This window comes from Janthinobacterium sp. TB1-E2, from assembly GCF_036885605.1.
Taxonomy (GTDB): domain Bacteria; phylum Pseudomonadota; class Gammaproteobacteria; order Burkholderiales; family Burkholderiaceae_D; genus Janthinobacterium; species Janthinobacterium aestuarii.
Genome location: NZ_CP142523.1, coordinates 5,777,040 through 5,794,415, shown reverse-complemented (window position 1 = coordinate 5,794,415; position 17,376 = coordinate 5,777,040). Strand labels below are relative to the sequence as shown.

Below are 17,376 nucleotides of genomic sequence, written 5' to 3'. Positions count from 1 at the left end.
GCCATGCATGGCATGACAACGGCACTGCCCAGCGGCAGCTGGACGCACTCGTTCGAGGAGGATGCGGACGGCATCGAGGTGTACCGGCCCACGGCCACGTTCGTCTTTCCTCCCAGCCGCAAGGGGCGCAAGGTGCTCGAATTCGGCGCGCCCGCCGGCGCCATGGCGCAAGGGGCGGCGACCTTGACGCCGATGGCGCCCGGCCCCGACGACCGGCCCCGCGCCGGCCCCGTGACCCGGCTTGTACCCCTGGGCATGGGCCGCTATGCGCTCGGTGATGGCGCCGGGGCACAGGACGTGATCGATATCGTCGAAGCGACGCCCGACGTGCTGCGCCTGTCGCGGCGCTAAGGCTGGCCGCGCAGCTTGTGCGCAAGCGCCGTGCGGTTACCCACGTCCAGCTTCTGATAGATCGCGTGCAGCTGGTTGCGCACGGTGGCCGGCGACTTGCCCAGTTCCCTGGCGATGCTTTTGTAGGGCAGACCTTCGGCCGCCATGGCCGCCACCAGCCGCTCGGCCGGGGTCAAACGCTGCATGGCGGCCTGCCTGAAACGTTGTTTGTCATCGCTGTTCTCCTGTCCGTGGGTGGCATGCCGGTGGCATGCCTGCAGGGATAACGGGAGCACGGGTCGTATCTGTAAAACTATTTTTCCTGCTTCGATACGCTGTGATAGGCGAAAAAAAAGACAGGCGAACCTGTCTTTTCGTGTGGCGCGATGGTGATCAGCCGATGGCCGCCATCGACACCGGTTTCAGCTTGGCCGCCAGCGCCTTGCCTTTCTTGGCGCGCTTGCCGAAGTGGTCGGCCAGGGCCGTGGCGCCCAGCGACGCATCCTGCGGTTTCGACGCCCGGCCGATGCCGGAGACGACCACGCCACGCTGGGTGATCGGCTGCACTGCCAGCAGCTTGTCCTTGGCATCGAGGTCGATCAGCTTGACGCCGGTGCCGCCCTTGGACAGGGTTTTCATTTCATCGAGGCCGAACACGAGCAAGCGCGCGCCTTCCGTCAGGCAGGCCAGGGCGCTGGCCGCTTCGGCGATGACCTTCGGTTCGAGCGGCATGTCGCCGTCATCGAGGGTGATGAAGGCCTTGCCGCCTTTCAGACGGCTGACCATGTCGCCCGCCTTGGCGATGAAGCCGTAGCCGGCGCTCGACGCCAGCAGCAAATTGGTGGCGCCATTGCCCGCAAAGTAGTGCAAGATGCGCACGGCATTGCCCGGGGTACCGCCGCTCAGGTCGCACAAGGTCGTGATCGGCACGCCGTCGCCGCGCGCGTTGGGCAGCGCCGAGACGGGAACCGAGTAAATCTTGCCGTTGTTGCCAAAGCCCAGCAGGGTGTCGACCGTGCGGCATTCGAAGGCGCCATGCAGGCTGTCGCCGGCCTTGAACGTGAACTGCGCCGCATCGTGGCCGATACCGGTACGCGCGCGCACCCAGCCTTTTTCCGAAATGATGACGGTGACCGGTTCATCGACGACCTTTTGTTCCGCCACGGCTTTTTGCGCTTCCTCGATCAGGGTGCGGCGTGCGTCGCCGAACTGCTTGGCGTCCGCTTCGATTTCGCGGATGATGGCGCGCTTCATCGAGCCCGGGTTGTCGAGCAGGTCTTGCAGCGACTTTTCTTCCTTGCGCAGCTCGGCCAGCTCCTGCTGGATCTTGATCGTTTCCAGGCGCGCCAGCTGGCGCAGACGGATTTCCAGGATGTCGTCGGCCTGGCGTTCGGACAGATTGAACGCGTCGATCAGGGCCGCCTTCGGTTCATCCGAATTGCGGATGATCTGGATCACCTTGTCGATATTGAGCAGGATCGCTTCGCGCCCTTCCAGGATATGGATGCGGTCCTTGACCTTGCCCAGTTTATAGCCGGTGCGGCGCGTGACGGTCTCGAAGCGGAAGTCGATCCACTCGCGCAGGATGTCGCCCAGGCCCTTTTGGCGCGGACGGCCATCGCCGCCTATCATCACCAGGTTGATCGAGGTCGACGATTCCAGCGAGGTGTGCGCCAGCAGCATCAGCATGAATTCTGTCTGGTCCTGGTTCTTCGACTTCGGCTCGAACACGAGGCGCACGGGCGCGGCGCGGCCCGATTCGTCGCGGATGGTGTCGAGCGAATTGAGGATCAGCGCTTTCAGGGCTACCTGGTCCGGCGACAGCGCCTTCTTGCCCAGTTTGATCTTCGGATTCGTCAACTCCTCGATTTCTTCCAGCACCTTTTGCGAGGAAGTACCGGGCGGCAGTTCCGTCACGACGGCTTGCCACTGGCCGCGCGCCAGCTCTTCGATCTTCCAGCGTGCGCGCACCTTCATGCTGCCACGGCCGCTCGCGTACATGTCCTGGATCTGCGATGGCGGCGTGATGATCTGGCCGCCGCCGGGGAAGTCGGGGCCGGGAATGATGGCCATCAGCTCGGCGTGCGTCATCTTCGGATCGCGGATCATGGCGACGGCCGCTTTCGCCACTTCCGCCAGATTGTGCGACGGGATTTCTGTCGCCAGCCCCACGGCGATGCCGGAGGCGCCGTTCAGCAGCACCATCGGCAGGCGCGCCGGCAGCAGCTTCGGTTCTTCCGTCGAACCGTCGTAGTTGGGCTGGAAATCCACCGTGCCCATGCCGATTTCATCCATCAGCAGCTTGGCGATCGGTGTCAGACGCGCTTCCGTGTAGCGCATGGCCGCCGCGCCGTCGCCATCGCGCGAGCCGAAGTTGCCCTGGCCGTCGATCAGCGGGTAGCGCAAGGAGAAATCCTGCGCCATGCGCACCAGCGCGTCGTACACGGACTGGTCGCCGTGCGGATGCAATTTACCGAGCACGTCGCCGACCACGGCCGCCGATTTGCGCGGCTTCGCCGTGGAGTTCAGGCCCAGCTCGTTCATCGCATACAGGATGCGGCGCTGCACGGGCTTCTGGCCGTCGCACACGTCGGGCAGGGCGCGGCCCTTGACGACGGAGATGGCGTAATCGAGATAGGCGCGCTCGGCAAAGGTGGACAGGGTCAGCGCTTCGCCGTCGAATACCGGTTCATCCGGCTCGATTGGCTCAGGCTGGGCATCGTCAAATAAATTCGTTTGTGTGGACATGGCGCTTGTTTCGGTGTTGAGTGGTTGCGGTTGAATTCGTGGGGCTGATTATGACAGCCCGGATTTGGAAAAGGACTTGCCGTACGTCAGATACATATAGCGCAAAGTCAGATACAGCACGGCCAGGGCCAGTTCGACGCTGTGATCCATCATCGGCATGGCGCGGATGGCCGGGGCATGGCCGGCCAGCACGACGCTGGCGAGGGACGGCACCAGCACCACCGGCCAGATCGTCTTCCATTTGAAATCGGTGGGGGAAAACAGCAAGCCGGCGCACGACCAGGCATACAGCGCGGCGCCGACGAGGGCGGCCGGCAGCAATTGCAAATACAGTTGTAACAGCAAGCCTGCGCAGCCGATCAGCCATGCGGCGCGCAGGCGGGGCAAGAGCGCCTCGGGGAAGCCGCAATCGCCATACAGGCCGGTGGCGCAGCGCAGGGCCAGCGCCGCCAGGCAAAACATCATCGGCATGGCATCGCCGATGGCCAGCGCCGACGGGCCTTTGCCGCTCATGAACATGGCCGCGAACAGCGACAGGCCCAGACACAGGAGCAGCAGCATGCCATGCAGCAGCTGGCGGTTCATCGCATACGCGAGCAGGGCCGACGCGCACAAGCCGGCCGCGGTGACGAGGCGCATGGTGTCGCTGCGTTCGGGCAGGAACAGCAGCAAGGCCAGCACGAGGTAGGGCGCGATCCAGCCCAGTTGCCGCAAGCCGGGCCGCTGCCACAGCGCGGGCAGGCGTTCCTGCAGCGCTTCCTGCAGCGAGTCGAGCCGCGTGAACAGGGCCGCCGGCCAGCGCAAGGCATGCATGGCCAGCAGGGAAAAGGCCAGCGCCTGGAAGCCCAGCAGGCTGGCATAGGCCGCCGTGTCGCCGAGCTTGAAGCCGGCCGCATCGAGCATGCCCGCGAGCATGAAGTGCAGCACGAAACCGAGGCCGCCCGAGGCCAGCGCCGTCTGCTTGAAGTAGCGCTTGGCATGGACGGCGTGTTCCCATTGCTCGAACAGGTCCGTATCGAGCTTCCAGGCCAGCATCTCGCCGTGCTGCCAGCGTATCGTGTGCAGCAGTTCGCGCAGCTGCAGCGTGAATTTTTGGTCGAACAGCTGGCGCGCGTAGGCCGAAGGCGGCTGCTGCGACATGATGCAATCGAGGCCCGGGTAGCTGTCGCGGTTATCGCTGAAGTGGGCGAACGAGCGGTCGGCCCGGTAGCGCTGCACGGCGCTGCGCACCAGATCCCCATGGCTGCGCGCCAGATAGGAAAAATCGTGGTCCCAGCCCAGCTGCTCGAACAGGGCCTGGCGCAGCGCCATGTCATAGCCGGCGCTGGCGCAGTAGCGCAGCGCGCACAAGTCGAATTCCTCGCGCACGTCGAGGTTGAGCATGGCGTCGTCCTGCAGGATGCCGGCCACTACCTCACCGCCATCCGTGTGCCGAGACTGTTCCAGGAATGCCTGCCACAGGCTGGCCGCTTCCTGTGCCGGATCGATGGCGACCACGCCCCATAGTTCCGGCGGCGGTGCGGGCTCCTGGGCAATGACGCCCCACAGTTCCGCAGGCGGCTCCTGCGCTTCCTGCGCGGGTTCGTCGATGACGCCCCACAGCTCGGCCGCTTCGATGGCCGGCGCTTCTGGCGCTTCGACCTCTTGCGGTTCCGGAAACTCCTCGGCAAACAGGTGCGCATGGCGCAGCGCGTATTCATATGCGTCGCGCAGCTCCTGGAAGGCGGCAGGATCGTCTTCGGGGCGCGTCACCTTCAGGCGCTTCGCATACGCGCGTTTGAGCGCGCGCTCGTCGCCGGTCGGCTCCGTGCCCAGGATTGCCCACAGGCTGCGCTGTCCCTTGTCCATGCCGCCGTCCATTTACAGGAAGCTCTCGCTCTCGACCTGGCGCAGCACCTCGTCGAGCGCCTGGCGCGCCTTGCGGATGGTGTTCGGGTCCTGCGTTTCCAGCGCGGCCTGGAAATTGGCCGTGTGCGCAGCCAGGTACTGGCGCACGTCGCCCAGCGACTGTTCGTACAGGCGGTCGGCGCGTGTGACCAGGGTGCGGTTTTCCAGCTGCTCGCGCGGGTGGATCTTCAGGTCGGCCAGTTCCGCAAAGCGCTGCTCGATCTGCTCCGGCGTCATCACGCCCGCGTTGTCGCTGATGATCATCTTGTGGCGTTCCTGCGTGGCCAGTACCGTCACTTCCGCTTCCAGCACGCCGCTGATGTCATAGGTGAAGCGCACGTCGATGCCGATCTCGCCCGCTTTTTTCGCGGGGATCGGGAAGCTGATCTTGCCGAGGAAGACGTTGTCGGCCACCAGGCGCGATTCGCCCTGGAAGATCGCCACGTTGATTTCCTTCTGGTTGTCGTAGATGGTGGTGATGTTTTCCGTGCGCGAGACGGGCACCACGGAATTGCGCTCGATGATGGGCAGGTAATGCCCGCCTTCATACTGGTTTGCACCGACCTGGCGCGAAATGGAAATGCCGAGCGAGTATGGCGCCACATCCGTCATGACCACTTCGTCGAGGGCCGCGTCGCGCATCTTGAGGCCCGCCTGCACGGCGGCGCCCAGCGCCACTGCTTCGTCCGGGTCCAGGTGGATGGCGGGGAAGCGGCCGAACATGCGCGAGACGAGTTTGCGCACCAGCGGCATGCGCGTGGCGCCGCCGGCCAGCACCACTTCATTCAATTCCGCAGCGCGGATGGTGGCGTCGCGCAGCGCCCGTTCCACTGGCAGGCGCAGGCGGGCCAGCAGGGGCTCGCACAATTGCGCCAGCTTGTCTTCGCCGATCTCCCAGCTGTATTCCTTGTCTTGGTAGCGCGTGGCCATGCGCACGGACGGCTGCTCCGACAGCAAACGCTTGACGCGCTCGGCTTCATCGCGCAGCAGCTGCTGCTGGCGCGGGTCGAGCAGGCGGCTGCCGACGGCGTCGCGCAGGCCGCTGCCTTCGAGGAAGGCGTCGACCAGCACGGTGACGAAGTCTTCCCCGCCGAGGAAATTGTCGCCGGCCGAGGCGCGCACTTCCATCACGCCTTCGAACAGCTCGAGGATCGACACGTCGAACGTGCCGCCGCCCAGGTCGAAAACGAGGAATTTGCTTTCCTGTTCCTTGTCGCGGATGCCATAGGCCAGCGCGGCGGCCGTCGGCTCGTTGAGCAGGCGCTCCACGCGCAAGCCCGCCAGCTGGCCGGCGATGCGCGTGGCCTTGCGCTGCGCATCGCTGAAATACGCGGGCACGGTGATGATGGCTTCCTCGACCTTGTGGCCGAGGAAGGCTTCGGCATCTTCCTTCAGCGCGCGCAGCACCATCGACGACAGTTCTTCCGGGCGGAATTGCTGCGTGCCGAGGGCGATCTTCTTTTCGCTGCCCATGTAGCGCTTGAAGACGGCCGCCGTCAGTTGCGGGTGCGTCTGCAGGCGCTCGCGCGCGGCGCGGCCCACGAGCACAGTGCCGTCGTCATCGATGCTCACGCATGATGGCGTCAGGTGTTCACCGAGCGCATTCGGGATGATGGAAGCCTTGCCGTCGCGCCAGATGGCGACCAGGCTGTTGGTGGTGCCCAGGTCGATGCCTATGATCATCAGATATCCGCCTCCGCCTCATTGCCGTGTTCTTCGATCCAGGCGCGGCGTCCGGCCGCTTCGCCCTTGCCCATCAACATATTGAAACGCAAGGCCGAAGCCATGTGGTCGACTTCACCGAGCGTGACGGGCAGCAAACGGCGCGTGTCCGGGTTCATCGTCGTTTCCCACAGCTGCTCGGCGTTCATCTCGCCCAGGCCCTTGAAGCGCGAGATCGACCAGGCGCCCTGTTTCACGCCTTCCTTGCGCAGCTTGTCCTCGATGGCCACCAGTTCGCCGTCGTCGAGTGCGTAGATTTTCTGGATCGGCTTTTTGCCGCGCGCGGGCGCGTCGACCCGGTACAAAGGCGGGCGGGCGATGCAGATGTGGCCCTTGTTGATCAGGACCGGGAAGTGCTTGAAGAATAAGGTCAGCAGCAGTACCTGGATGTGCGAGCCATCCACGTCCGCATCGGACAGGATGCAGATCTTGCCGTAGCGCAGGCCGGACAGGTCGGGTGTATCGCCCACGCTGTGCGGATCGACGCCGATGGCCACCGCGATATCGTGGATTTCGTTATTGGCGAACAGGCGGTCGCGGTCCGTCTCCCACGAGTTCAAGACCTTGCCGCGCAGGGGCAGAATCGCCTGGAATTCCTTGTCGCGGCCCATCTTGGCCGAACCGCCCGCCGAGTCGCCCTCGACGAGGAACAGTTCATTGCGCGCGATGTCGGACGATTCGCAGTCGGTCAGCTTGCCGGGCAGGACGGCGACGCCCGACGATTTTTTCTTTTCCACTTTTTGCAGCGAACGCTGGCGCGACTGCGCCTGCTTGATCACCAGCTCGGCCAGCTTCTTGCCGTAGTCGACGTGCTGGTTCAGCCACAGTTCCAGCGGCGGCTTGGTAAAGGTAGAGACGAGGCGCACGGCGTCGCGCGAGTTCAGGCGTTCCTTGATCTGGCCCTGGAATTGCGGGTCCAGCACCTTGGCCGACAACACGAACGAGGCGCGCGCGAACACGTCTTCCGGCAGCAGCTTCACGCCTTTCGGCAGCAGCGAGTGCATTTCGACGAAGTTTTTCACGGCGCCGAACAGGCCGTCGCGCAAGCCCGATTCGTGCGTGCCGCCATTCGAGGTGGGAATCAGGTTGACGTACGATTCGCGCACGATGGCGCCTTCTTCCGTCCAGGCCACCACCCAGGCCGCGCCTTCGCCTTCGGCAAAGCCTTCCGAGTCCGGGCCCGCGTACTGCGCGCCCTCGAACAGGGGAATCAGGGTTTCGCCATTCGATACCTGCGCCAGCGTTTCGGTCAGGTAGCCGCGCAAGCCTTCCGCGTACTGCCACGTCTGCGTGTCGCCCGTCTTCGCGTTGGTGAGTGTGACGGTGACGCCCGGCAGCAGCACGGCTTTCGAGCGCAGCAGACGTTGCAGCTCCGTTTGCGAGATGTTCGGCGAATCAAAATATTTTGCATCGGGCCAGGCCGTGACGCGCGTGCCCGACTTCTTGCCGTCGCGTGGGGCGGGGCGGGAATTCAATGGCTCGATCACGTCGCCATTCGCAAACACCATGTGGTGCAAGCCGTTGCCGTCGCTTTCCTTGCGCCAGACGGTGATTTCCAGGCGTGTGGACAGCGCATTGGTGACGGACACGCCGACGCCGTGCAGACCGCCCGAGAACGCATAGGCGCCGCCCGAACCCTTGTCGAACTTGCCGCCCGCGTGCAGCCTTGTAAACACGATTTCCACGGTCGGCACGCCTTCTTCCGGGTGCAGGCCGACGGGAATGCCGCGGCCATTGTCTTCCACGGTGATGCTGCCATCCGTGTTTTGCGTGACGGCGATGTGCGTGCAATGACCGCCCAGTGCCTCGTCGGAGGCATTGTCGATCACTTCCTGAATGATATGCAGCGGATTTTCAGTGCGGGTGTACATCCCCGGGCGCTGCTTGACGGGTTCCAGTCCTTTCAGGACACGGATGGATGATTCGCTGTAGTCGGATGCTGGTTTTTTAGTGGCCATACGTGTTCAAGCTAAGTAAAGACAGTGGTTGGAACGCCAGGCCAGGGCACTGCGGGCGCAATGACAGCGGCGGTGATAACTGTATGAATATACAGTATATCCCGTCCAGCGTCACTGGGGGAGGGCAGTGCGGCAGGCCAGGCGTCCTTGTGCGGACGCTCGCGCATTCTATCTTGTCCCGCGAGCAATAGCGCTACTCCAGGGCAACAACAGTGCGCCTCAGGCGTGGTTTTGCGCCAATTGTGCTGGATTTTATGCGGTAAAGCCCCCGTTTTTACATCTTGTTTACATGCGCCTCCCCAGTCTTTACGAATTTTTTAGACCCTTTTGGCTAATCTGCTCACTATCAAAACAAACCTGAATGAGGGTGGGAATGGATCTCGTGTATCTCGGCTTGATTGCCGTGTTTTTCGTCCTGGCGGCCGGCTTCGCCGTCGCCTGCGACAAATTAGGGAGCGTCAAATGAACGCGTTTTATGTGCTGGGCGCCGTCGTCTCGGCTGGTTTGCTCGTCTACCTGCTGGTGGCGCTGCTGAAGGCGGAGGAACTGTGATGACGACGCAATCGATACTGTTATTGGTGGCTTTCCTGGCCGTGCTGCTGGCCGCCGGCTATCCGCTGGGCCTGTACATGGCCAAGGTGGCCGGCGATGCGCCCGTGCGCGGCCTGGGCTGGCTGCAAAAGCTGGAAAACCTGCTATACCGCTGGTCCGGCCTGCCCGACGACAAGGCCATGGGCTGGAAAAGCTATGCCATCGCCCTGATCGTCTTCAATACCGTGGGCGCCGTCTTCGTCTACGGCCTGCAGCGCCTGCAGGGCTTTTTACCGTTGAATCCACAGGGCCTGGGCGCCGTCAGCCCCGATTCCTCGTTCAATACCACCGTCAGCTTCGTCGCCAATACCAACTGGCAGGGCTACGGCGGCGAACAGACCATGAGCTATCTGACCCAGATGCTGGGCATGGCATGCCAGAACTTCTTTTCGGCTGCCACCGGCATCGCCGTGATCTTCGCGCTGGTGCGCGGCTTCGCCTCGCGCTCGGGCAAATCGATCGGCAATTTCTGGGTCGACCTCGTGCGCTCGACCCTGTACATCCTGCTGCCGTTGTCGCTGGCCCTGTCCGTCGTCTTCATGGGCGAAGGCATGATCCAGAATTTTTCCGCCTACAAGGAAGTGACCCTGCTCGATCACGTGGCGTATGAAACGCCGAAGGTGACAGCCGACGGCCAGCCCGTGCTGGATGCGGCCGGCAAGCCCGTGATGGAAGCGCAAGTGGCGGCGACGCAGACGATCGCCATGGGCCCCGTCGCGTCGCAGGAATCGATCAAGCTGCTGGGCACGAATGGCGGCGGCTTCTTCAACGCCAATTCCTCGCACCCGTATGAAAACCCGACCGTGCTGTCGAACTTCCTGCAGATGCTGGCCATCTTCCTCATTCCCGCCGGCCTGTGCTTCACCTTCGGCCGCATGGTGGGCGACCTGCGCCAGGGCTGGGCAGTGCTGGCCGCCATGACCGTGATCTTTGTCGTCATGACGGCCGGCGTGATGAGCGCCGAGCAGCAAGCCAATCCATCCTTGCAAGCGCTGGGCGTGGACCAGCAGGCCAGCAGCCTGCAATCGGGCGGCAATATGGAAGGCAAGGAAACGCGCTTCGGCATCAGCTCCTCGACCCTGTTCGCGGCGGTGACGACGGCCGCATCGTGCGGCGCCGTCAATTCCATGCACGACTCGTACATGCCTTTGGGCGGGATGGTGCCGCTGCTGTTGATGCAGTTCGGCGAAGTGATTTTCGGCGGCGTGGGCACGGGCCTGTACGGCATGCTGATGTTCGCCATCCTGGCTGTCTTCATCGCCGGCCTGATGATAGGCCGCACGCCTGAATACCTGGGCAAGAAAATCCAGGCCTATGAAATGAAGATGGTCTCGCTGGCCATCCTGATCACGCCAGCCCTGGTCTTGACGGGCACGGCGATCGCCGTGATGGTCGAACCGGGCAAGATCGGCGTGGCCAATCCGGGCGCGCATGGTTTTTCCGAAATCCTGTACGCGTTCACATCGGCCGCCAACAACAACGGCAGCGCGTTTGCCGGCCTGTCCGCCAACACGCCGTTCTACAACGTGATGCTGGCGATCGCCATGTGGTTCGGCCGCTTCGGCGTGATCGTGCCCGTGCTGGCGGTGGCCGGTTCGCTGGCGGCCAAGCAGCGCCTGTCGGCCAATGCCGGCACCATGCCCACGCACGGCCCCATGTTCATCGGCCTGCTGATCGGCGTCGTCGTGCTCGTCGGTGTATTGAATTACGTTCCCGCGCTGGCCCTGGGCCCGATCGTCGAACACCTGCAACTTTTCATCAAATAAGAGGCTACCATGTCACGCACAAGCCTGACTTTGTTCGATTCCGCACTGATCGGCCCCGCCGTCGTCGATGCGTTCAAAAAACTCGACCCCCGCACGCAGTGGCGCAGCCCCGTGATGTTCGTCGTCTACGTGGGCAGCATCATCACGAGCCTGCTGGCGACCCAGGCCGGGATCAGCGGCGGCCAGGGCGAAGCGCCATTCGGCTTCATCGTCGCCGTCGCCGTGTGGCTGTGGTTTACCGTGCTGTTCGCGAACTTCGCCGAAGCGCTGGCCGAAGGCCGCAGCAAGGCGCAGGCGGCCTCGCTGCGCGCCCTGAAGCAAACGGTGATGGCAAAGAAAATGCAAACGCCGAAATACGGCACTTCCTGGCTGCCCACGCCGGCCACCGACCTGCGCAAGGGCATGACGGTGCTGGTCGAAGCGGGTGACGTGATTCCCGCCGACGGCGAAGTGACGGCCGGCGTGGCTTCCGTCGATGAAAGCGCCATCACGGGCGAATCGGCGCCAGTCATCCGCGAATCGGGCGGCGACTTTTCCGCCGTGACGGGCGGCACCCGCGTGCTGTCCGACTGGCTGCTGGTGCGCGTCTCCGTCAACCCCGGCGAAGCCTTCATCGACCGCATGATCGCCATGGTGGAAGGTGCCAAGCGCCAGAAGACACCGAACGAGATCGCCCTGACGATTCTGCTCGTGGCCCTGTCGATTGTCTTCCTGATCGTCACCGTGACCCTGTTGCCATACTCGCTGTTTTCCGTGGCGGCGGCTGGCACTGGCACGCCCGTGACGATCACGGTGCTGATCGCGCTGCTCGTGTGCCTGATTCCGACCACCATCGGCGGTTTGCTGTCCGCCATCGGCGTGGCCGGCATGAGCCGCATGATGCAGGCCAATGTGATCGCCACGTCGGGCCGCGCCGTGGAAGCGGCCGGCGACGTGGACGTGCTGCTGCTCGATAAAACGGGCACCATCACCCTGGGCAACCGCCAGGCGTCGAGCTTCGTGCCTGCGCCCGGCGTGACGGAGCAGCAGTTGGCCGACGCGGCGCAACTGGCCTCGCTGGCCGATGAAACGCCGGAAGGGCGCAGCATCGTCGTGCTGGCCAAGCAGAAGTTCAATATCCGCGAACGCGAGATGGCCAGCCTGCACGCTACCTTCGTACCGTTCACGGCGCAAACGCGCATGAGCGGCGTCGATATCGCGGGCGAACAGCAGGTGCGCCAGTTGCGCAAGGGCGCGGCCGATTCCATGAAAAAGTATGTGGAAGCGCTGGGCCAGCCGTATCCCGATGAAGTGGCGCGTGCCGTCGACGACATCGCGCGCCGCGGCAGCACGCCGCTGGTGGTGGTCGACGATGGCAAGGTCATGGGCGCCGTGGAGCTGAAAGATATCGTCAAGGGCGGCATCAAGGAGCGCTTCGCGGAATTGCGCCGCATGGGTATCAAGACCGTCATGATCACGGGCGACAACAAGCTGACGGCTGCCGCGATTGCGGCCGAGGCGGGCGTGGACGATTTCCTCGCCGAAGCGACGCCGGAAGACAAGCTGAAACTGATACGCAGCTACCAGTCCGAAGGCCGCCTGGTGGCGATGACGGGCGACGGCACCAACGACGCGCCCGCGCTGGCGCAGGCCGACGTGGCTGTGGCCATGAATTCGGGCACGCAGGCGGCGAAAGAGGCGGGCAATATGGTCGACCTCGATTCGAACCCGACCAAGCTGCTGGAAATCGTTGAAATCGGCAAGCAGATGCTGATGACGCGCGGCTCGCTGACGACGTTCTCGATTTCGAACGACATCGCCAAGTACTTCGCCATCATCCCGGCCGCCTTCGTGGGCACCTATCCACAGCTGAAGGCGCTGGACATCATGCACCTGGCCAGCCCTGCGTCGGCCATCATGTCGGCCGTGATCTTCAATGCCCTGATCATCGTCGTGCTGATTCCGCTGGCCCTGAAAGGCGTGCAATACCGGGCCATCGGCGCGGCGAGCCTGTTGCGCCGCAATCTGCTGATCTATGGCCTGGGCGGCATCGTCCTGCCCTTCATCGGCATCAAGCTGATCGACATGCTGCTGTCCGCACTCAATTTAGTCTAAAGGAACCATCATGAGCACCATCGTACGTCCCGCCCTGGTCCTGTTTGCCGCGCTGACCGTGATCTGCGGCGTCGTCTATCCATTCGCCACGGCCGGCATCGGGCAGCTGGCTTTCAGCGATGAAGTCAACGGCAGCATCGTCGAGCGTGGCGGAAAACCCGTCGGCTCGACCCTGATCGGCCAGTCCTTCACGTCGCCCAAATACTTCTGGGGCCGTCCATCGGCCACCGCGCCGATGGCCAATAACGGCGCCGGTTCGGGCGGCTCGAACCAGGGACCGACCAATCCGGCCCTGGTGGACGCCGTCAAGGCGCGCATCGCCGCCCTGAAGGAAGCGGATCCCGGCAACACGCGCGCCATCCCCGTCGACCTGGTAACGGCGTCGGGCAGCGGCCTGGATCCGGAAATCAGCCTGGCCGGCGCGCTCTATCAGGCGCCACGCGTGGCCCGCGTGCGCGCCATGCCGCTGGCGCAGGTGGAAAACGCCATCGCCAAGGTGCAGAAAACCGCATATATCGGCTTTTTCGGCGAACCGTGCGTGAATGTGCTGGAACTGAACCTGGCGCTCGATGCGATGGCAAAGTAAGCTGGCGACGGCGCGTAGGTCGGCGTAGGTCGGCTTAGCGCAGCGTAAGCCGACACCACCACCAGCCAGGCCAACAATGTCGTCGGATTACGCGCAAGCGCTAATCCGACCTACGTGCTTACGTCGCCGCTTGACGCCACAGCAAAATAACAAGATAGCATTACGCAGGAAGATTAAAATACAACATGCTCCCCAACGACAGCCAACGCCCCGACCCTGATGCCCTGCTGGCGCAAGTGCAGGCGCAGGAAAAGAAAGCCGCGCGCGGCCGGCTGCGCATTTATTTTGGCGCTTCGGCCGGCGTCGGCAAGACCTATGCGATGCTGGCGGCCGCGCGCAAATTGCTGGCCGATGGCCAGGACTTGCTGGTGGGCGTGGTGGAGACGCATGGGCGCCAGGATACGGCCGCCCAGCTTGACGGCTTGCCCGTGCTGCCCCTGAAGGCCATCGAGTACCGGGGCAAGACCCTGTATGAGTTCGACCTCGACGAAGCGCTGCGCCGCGCGCCGCCTTTGATACTGATGGATGAACTGGCCCACTCGAACGTGGCCGGCTCGCGCCATCCGAAGCGCTGGCAGGATGTCGAGGAATTGCTGGCCGCCGGCATCGACGTGCTGTCGACCGTCAACGTGCAGCACCTGGAAAGCCTGAACGACGTGGTGGGGGGGATCACGGGCGTGCGCGTGGCCGAAACCCTGCCCGACACGGTATTCGACCGTGCCGATGAAGTGGTGCTCGTCGATATCCCCGCCGATGAACTGCTGCGCCGCCTGAAGCAGGGCAAGGTGTATCAGCCGCTGCAGGCCGAGCGGGCGTCGCAGCATTTTTTCCGCAAGGGCAATCTGATCGCCCTGCGCGAACTGGCCTTGCGCCGCACGGCGGACCGGGTACAGGACGATGTGCAGGCTTACCGCGTCGAGAAATCGATCAACCCCGTATGGAAGACGGGCGCCGCGCTGCTGGCCTGCGTGGGGCCGCACGCGGGAGGCGAGCACGTAATCCGCAGCACGGCGCGCCTGGCCAGCCAGCTGAATGCGGAATGGCATGCGCTGTACGTGGAAACGCCGCGTTTGCAGCGCCTGCCGGCGGGTCAGCGCGAACGCATCCTGAAAACCCTGAAACTGGCGCAGGACCTGGGCGCGCGCACGGCCATTGTGCCGTCGGCCGACATCGCCGGCGCCGTGGTCGAGTATGCGCGCAGCGCGAATATCTCGAAAGTCATCGTGGGCCGAGGCCGCACCAATGCGCTGGCGCGCCTGTGGCATGTGCCGCCGGCCGCGCGCATGGCCAGCCTGGCGCCCGATATCGATCTGATCGAGGTGGGCTTGCCGCCAGCCGATGCGGCGCCCCGGCGCGCAAGCGGCGACGATGCGGAAGCGCCACGCCGGTCCTCGCGCCATTGGCGCTACATCGTGGCCGCCGGCGTCAGCCTGGCCACGGCCCTCGCCTCGGTTCCATTGCAACCGTACCTGGACCTGGCCAATATCGCCATGCTGTCCCTGCTGACGGTGGTGCTGGTGGCTGTGCGCCTGGGGCGCGGGCCTGCGGCGCTGGCCAGCCTGGTGGGCGTGGCCAGCTTCGATTTCATCTTCGTGCCGCCCCGTTTCTCGTTTGCCGTGGGCGATTTCCAGTATGTGATCACGTTTGGCGTGATGCTGGCCGTGGGCCTGATCACGGGCCACCTGACGGCCGGCCTGCGCTTCCAGGCCCGCGTGGCTTCGCACCGCGAGGCGCGCGCCCGCGCCCTGTACGAATTTTCGCGCGAGCTGTCCGGCGTGCTGCAGACGGAGCAGATTTTCGACATCACGAAAAGCGCCATCGAGCGGGCTTTCCGCGCACGCGCAACCTTGCTGTTGCCCGATGACGAAGGCAGCTTGCAAGTCCCTAACGGCGGCGAGGCGCTCGATATCGGCATCGCCCAGTGGGCCTTCGACCATGCGCAGGCGGCGGGAACGGGCACCGACACCTTGCCGGCGTCGCCCATTTTCTACCTGCCGCTGATCGCACCCATGCGCACGCGCGGCGTGCTGGCGCTGCTGCCGCTCGAGGGTGCGCAGCGCGGGCGCTGGCTGCTGGTACCGGAACAGCGCCAGCACCTCGATACCTTTGCCGCTCTGGCGGCCATCGCCCTCGAGCGCGTGCACTACATCGACGTGGCCCAGGGCGCGCTGCTGCAGATGGAGTCCGAGCGGCTGCGCAATTCGCTGCTGGCGGCTCTGTCGCACGATTTGCGCACGCCGTTGACGTCGCTGGTGGGCCTGGCCGAATCGCTGGTTTTGTCCCGGCCTGCGCTGTCGCCCGCGCAGCTGGACATGGCGCGCTCACTGCAGTCCGAAACCGTGCGCATGAGCGCCCTGGTGGCGAACTTGCTGGACATGGCACGCATCGAGAGCGGCCAGGTGCGCCTGAACCTGCAATGGCAGGCGCTGGAAGAAGTGGTGGGCAGCGCGCTGCGCGCCAGCGGCCCGCAATTGCAGCAGCATGCCGTGCAGACGCAGCTGGCGCCAGACTTGCCGCTGGTGCGCTACGACGCCGTGCTGGTCGAACGCGTGCTGTGCAACCTGCTGGAAAACGCGGCCAAGTATACGCCGCCCGGCAGCACCATCACGGTCGCGGCTGGCGTACACGGCCAGTTCCTGCAGGTGACGGTGCTGGACGATGGCCCGGGCTTGCCTCCCGGCCGCGAAGAAGCCATCTTTGAAAAATTCACGCGCGGCGAACGCGAATCGAACAAGCCGGGCGTCGGCCTGGGGCTGGCCATTTGCCGCGCCATCGTCGAAGCCCACGGCGGCAGCATCCACGCGCAGCCGCACGCGCCGGGACAGGGCGCCGCCATCGTCTTCAGCCTGCCGCTGGGAACGCCGCCGGCGCCGCCCGAGATCGAGCTCGATGACGCCAACGACCATGAAACAGGAAAACCAATATGAACGAACCTTCCGCCACCGCCTTGCTGGTCGAGGATGAACCGCAAATCCGCCGCTTCGTGCGCGCCGCGCTGGAAGACGAGGGCTGGCAGATTTTCGAGTCCGCCACCATGCAGCGGGGCCTGATCGATGCCGGCACGCGCCGGCCCGACCTGATCGTGCTGGACCTGGGGCTGCCCGACGGCGACGGCATCGATTTCATCGCCGACATCCGCAAATGGTCGGCCGTGCCCATCATCGTGCTGTCGGCGCGCGTCGACGAGCAGGACAAGATCCGCGCGCTCGACGCGGGCGCCGATGACTACTTGACCAAGCCGTTCGGCGTGGGCGAATTGCTGGCCCGCGTGCGCGCCACCTTGCGCCGCCAGCGCCAGCCCGCCGCCAGCGACGATGGCGTGGTGCAGTTTGGCGACGTGCGCGTCGACCTGAAGGATCGGCTGGTGACGCGCAACAAGCAGCTGGTGCACATGACGCCGACGGAATTCCGCTTGCTGTCCGTGCTCGTGAAGAACGCGGGCAGGGTGGTCACCAATCCGCAGCTGCTGCGTGAAGTGTGGGGGCCGTCGAACAGCGAAAACGGCCACTACCTGCGTATCTACATGGGCCATCTGCGCCAGAAGCTGGAAGCCGATCCGGCCCAGCCGCAGTACCTGCTGACGGAAACGGCCGTCGGCTACCGGCTGCTGCTGCCGCTCTAGCCAACTTTATATCCCCTGTTTGAAAACAGGCGCCGCGCGCGCCAGGGGGACGCTTTACTTAAAATTTTTGCA

Annotated in this window: 12 protein-coding genes; 7 read left to right on the top strand and 5 right to left on the bottom strand. The window is 64.5% G+C overall.

All coding sequences use genetic code 11. The annotated features are described in order from the left end of the window. Nucleotides 1-3 precede the first annotated feature (3 nt). Nucleotides 4-351 (top strand): hypothetical protein, encoded by a 348-nt coding sequence (locus OPV09_RS26115; RefSeq protein ID WP_034746469.1) that lies wholly within the window; start codon nucleotides 4-6, stop codon nucleotides 349-351. Here the strand turns inward: OPV09_RS26115 and OPV09_RS26110 are convergent. The 5 genes from OPV09_RS26110 to OPV09_RS26090 form a co-directional block, all read right to left on the bottom strand. Then, nucleotides 348-536, bottom strand: a complete 189-nt coding sequence (locus OPV09_RS26110) for a helix-turn-helix domain-containing protein (protein WP_034746472.1) — start codon at nucleotides 534-536, stop codon at nucleotides 348-350. The two genes, OPV09_RS26115 and OPV09_RS26110, sit on opposite strands and share 4 nt — an antisense overlap. 187 nt (nucleotides 537-723) lie before the next feature. Next, nucleotides 724-3,078 (bottom strand): DNA topoisomerase IV subunit A, encoded by a 2,355-nt coding sequence (parC, locus tag OPV09_RS26105; protein ID WP_338679782.1) that lies wholly within the window; start codon nucleotides 3,076-3,078, stop codon nucleotides 724-726. A gap of 48 nt (nucleotides 3,079-3,126) precedes the next feature. Then, on the bottom strand, nucleotides 3,127-4,926 hold the full coding sequence (locus OPV09_RS26100) for a J domain-containing protein (protein WP_338679781.1): 1,800 nt from the start codon (nucleotides 4,924-4,926) through the stop codon (nucleotides 3,127-3,129). Nucleotides 4,927-4,938: 12 nt separating this feature from the next. Further along, nucleotides 4,939-6,648 carry a molecular chaperone HscC gene (locus OPV09_RS26095; RefSeq protein WP_338679780.1) on the bottom strand — a complete coding sequence of 570 codons (1,710 nt, stop codon included), beginning with the start codon at nucleotides 6,646-6,648 and terminating at the stop codon, nucleotides 4,939-4,941. Further along, complete coding sequence (locus tag OPV09_RS26090; RefSeq protein ID WP_034746481.1) at nucleotides 6,648-8,645, bottom strand: DNA topoisomerase IV subunit B; 1,998 nt, start codon at nucleotides 8,643-8,645, stop codon at nucleotides 6,648-6,650. The genes OPV09_RS26095 and OPV09_RS26090 overlap by 1 nt, the downstream gene beginning before the upstream one ends. Nucleotides 8,646-9,107: 462 nt before the next feature. Here OPV09_RS26090 and kdpF point away from each other — a divergent pair, with 462 nt between their 5' ends. From kdpF to kdpE, 6 genes are all read left to right on the top strand, one after another. Beyond that, nucleotides 9,108-9,197 carry a K(+)-transporting ATPase subunit F gene (kdpF, locus tag OPV09_RS26085; RefSeq protein WP_034746483.1) on the top strand — a complete coding sequence of 30 codons (90 nt, stop codon included), beginning with the start codon at nucleotides 9,108-9,110 and terminating at the stop codon, nucleotides 9,195-9,197. Next, nucleotides 9,197-11,002, top strand: a complete 1,806-nt coding sequence (gene kdpA / locus OPV09_RS26080; RefSeq protein WP_338679779.1) for a potassium-transporting ATPase subunit KdpA — start codon at nucleotides 9,197-9,199, stop codon at nucleotides 11,000-11,002. The genes kdpF and kdpA overlap by 1 nt, the downstream gene beginning before the upstream one ends. Nucleotides 11,003-11,011: 9 nt before the next feature. Next, complete coding sequence (gene kdpB, locus OPV09_RS26075) at nucleotides 11,012-13,096, top strand: potassium-transporting ATPase subunit KdpB (RefSeq protein ID WP_034746488.1); 2,085 nt, start codon at nucleotides 11,012-11,014, stop codon at nucleotides 13,094-13,096. 10 nt (nucleotides 13,097-13,106) lie between these two features. Beyond that, nucleotides 13,107-13,682 (top strand): potassium-transporting ATPase subunit KdpC, encoded by a 576-nt coding sequence (gene kdpC, locus OPV09_RS26070; RefSeq protein ID WP_338679777.1) that lies wholly within the window; start codon nucleotides 13,107-13,109, stop codon nucleotides 13,680-13,682. Nucleotides 13,683-13,867: 185 nt separating this feature from the next. Beyond that, entirely contained in the window at nucleotides 13,868-16,609 is a 2,742-nt protein-coding gene (locus OPV09_RS26065) for a DUF4118 domain-containing protein (RefSeq protein WP_338679776.1), read from the top strand. After that, nucleotides 16,606-17,304, top strand: coding sequence for a two-component system response regulator KdpE (gene kdpE, locus OPV09_RS26060; RefSeq protein ID WP_034746496.1), 699 nt, complete (start codon nucleotides 16,606-16,608; stop codon nucleotides 17,302-17,304). The genes OPV09_RS26065 and kdpE overlap by 4 nt, the downstream gene beginning before the upstream one ends. The last annotated feature ends 72 nt before the right edge of the window (nucleotides 17,305-17,376 follow it).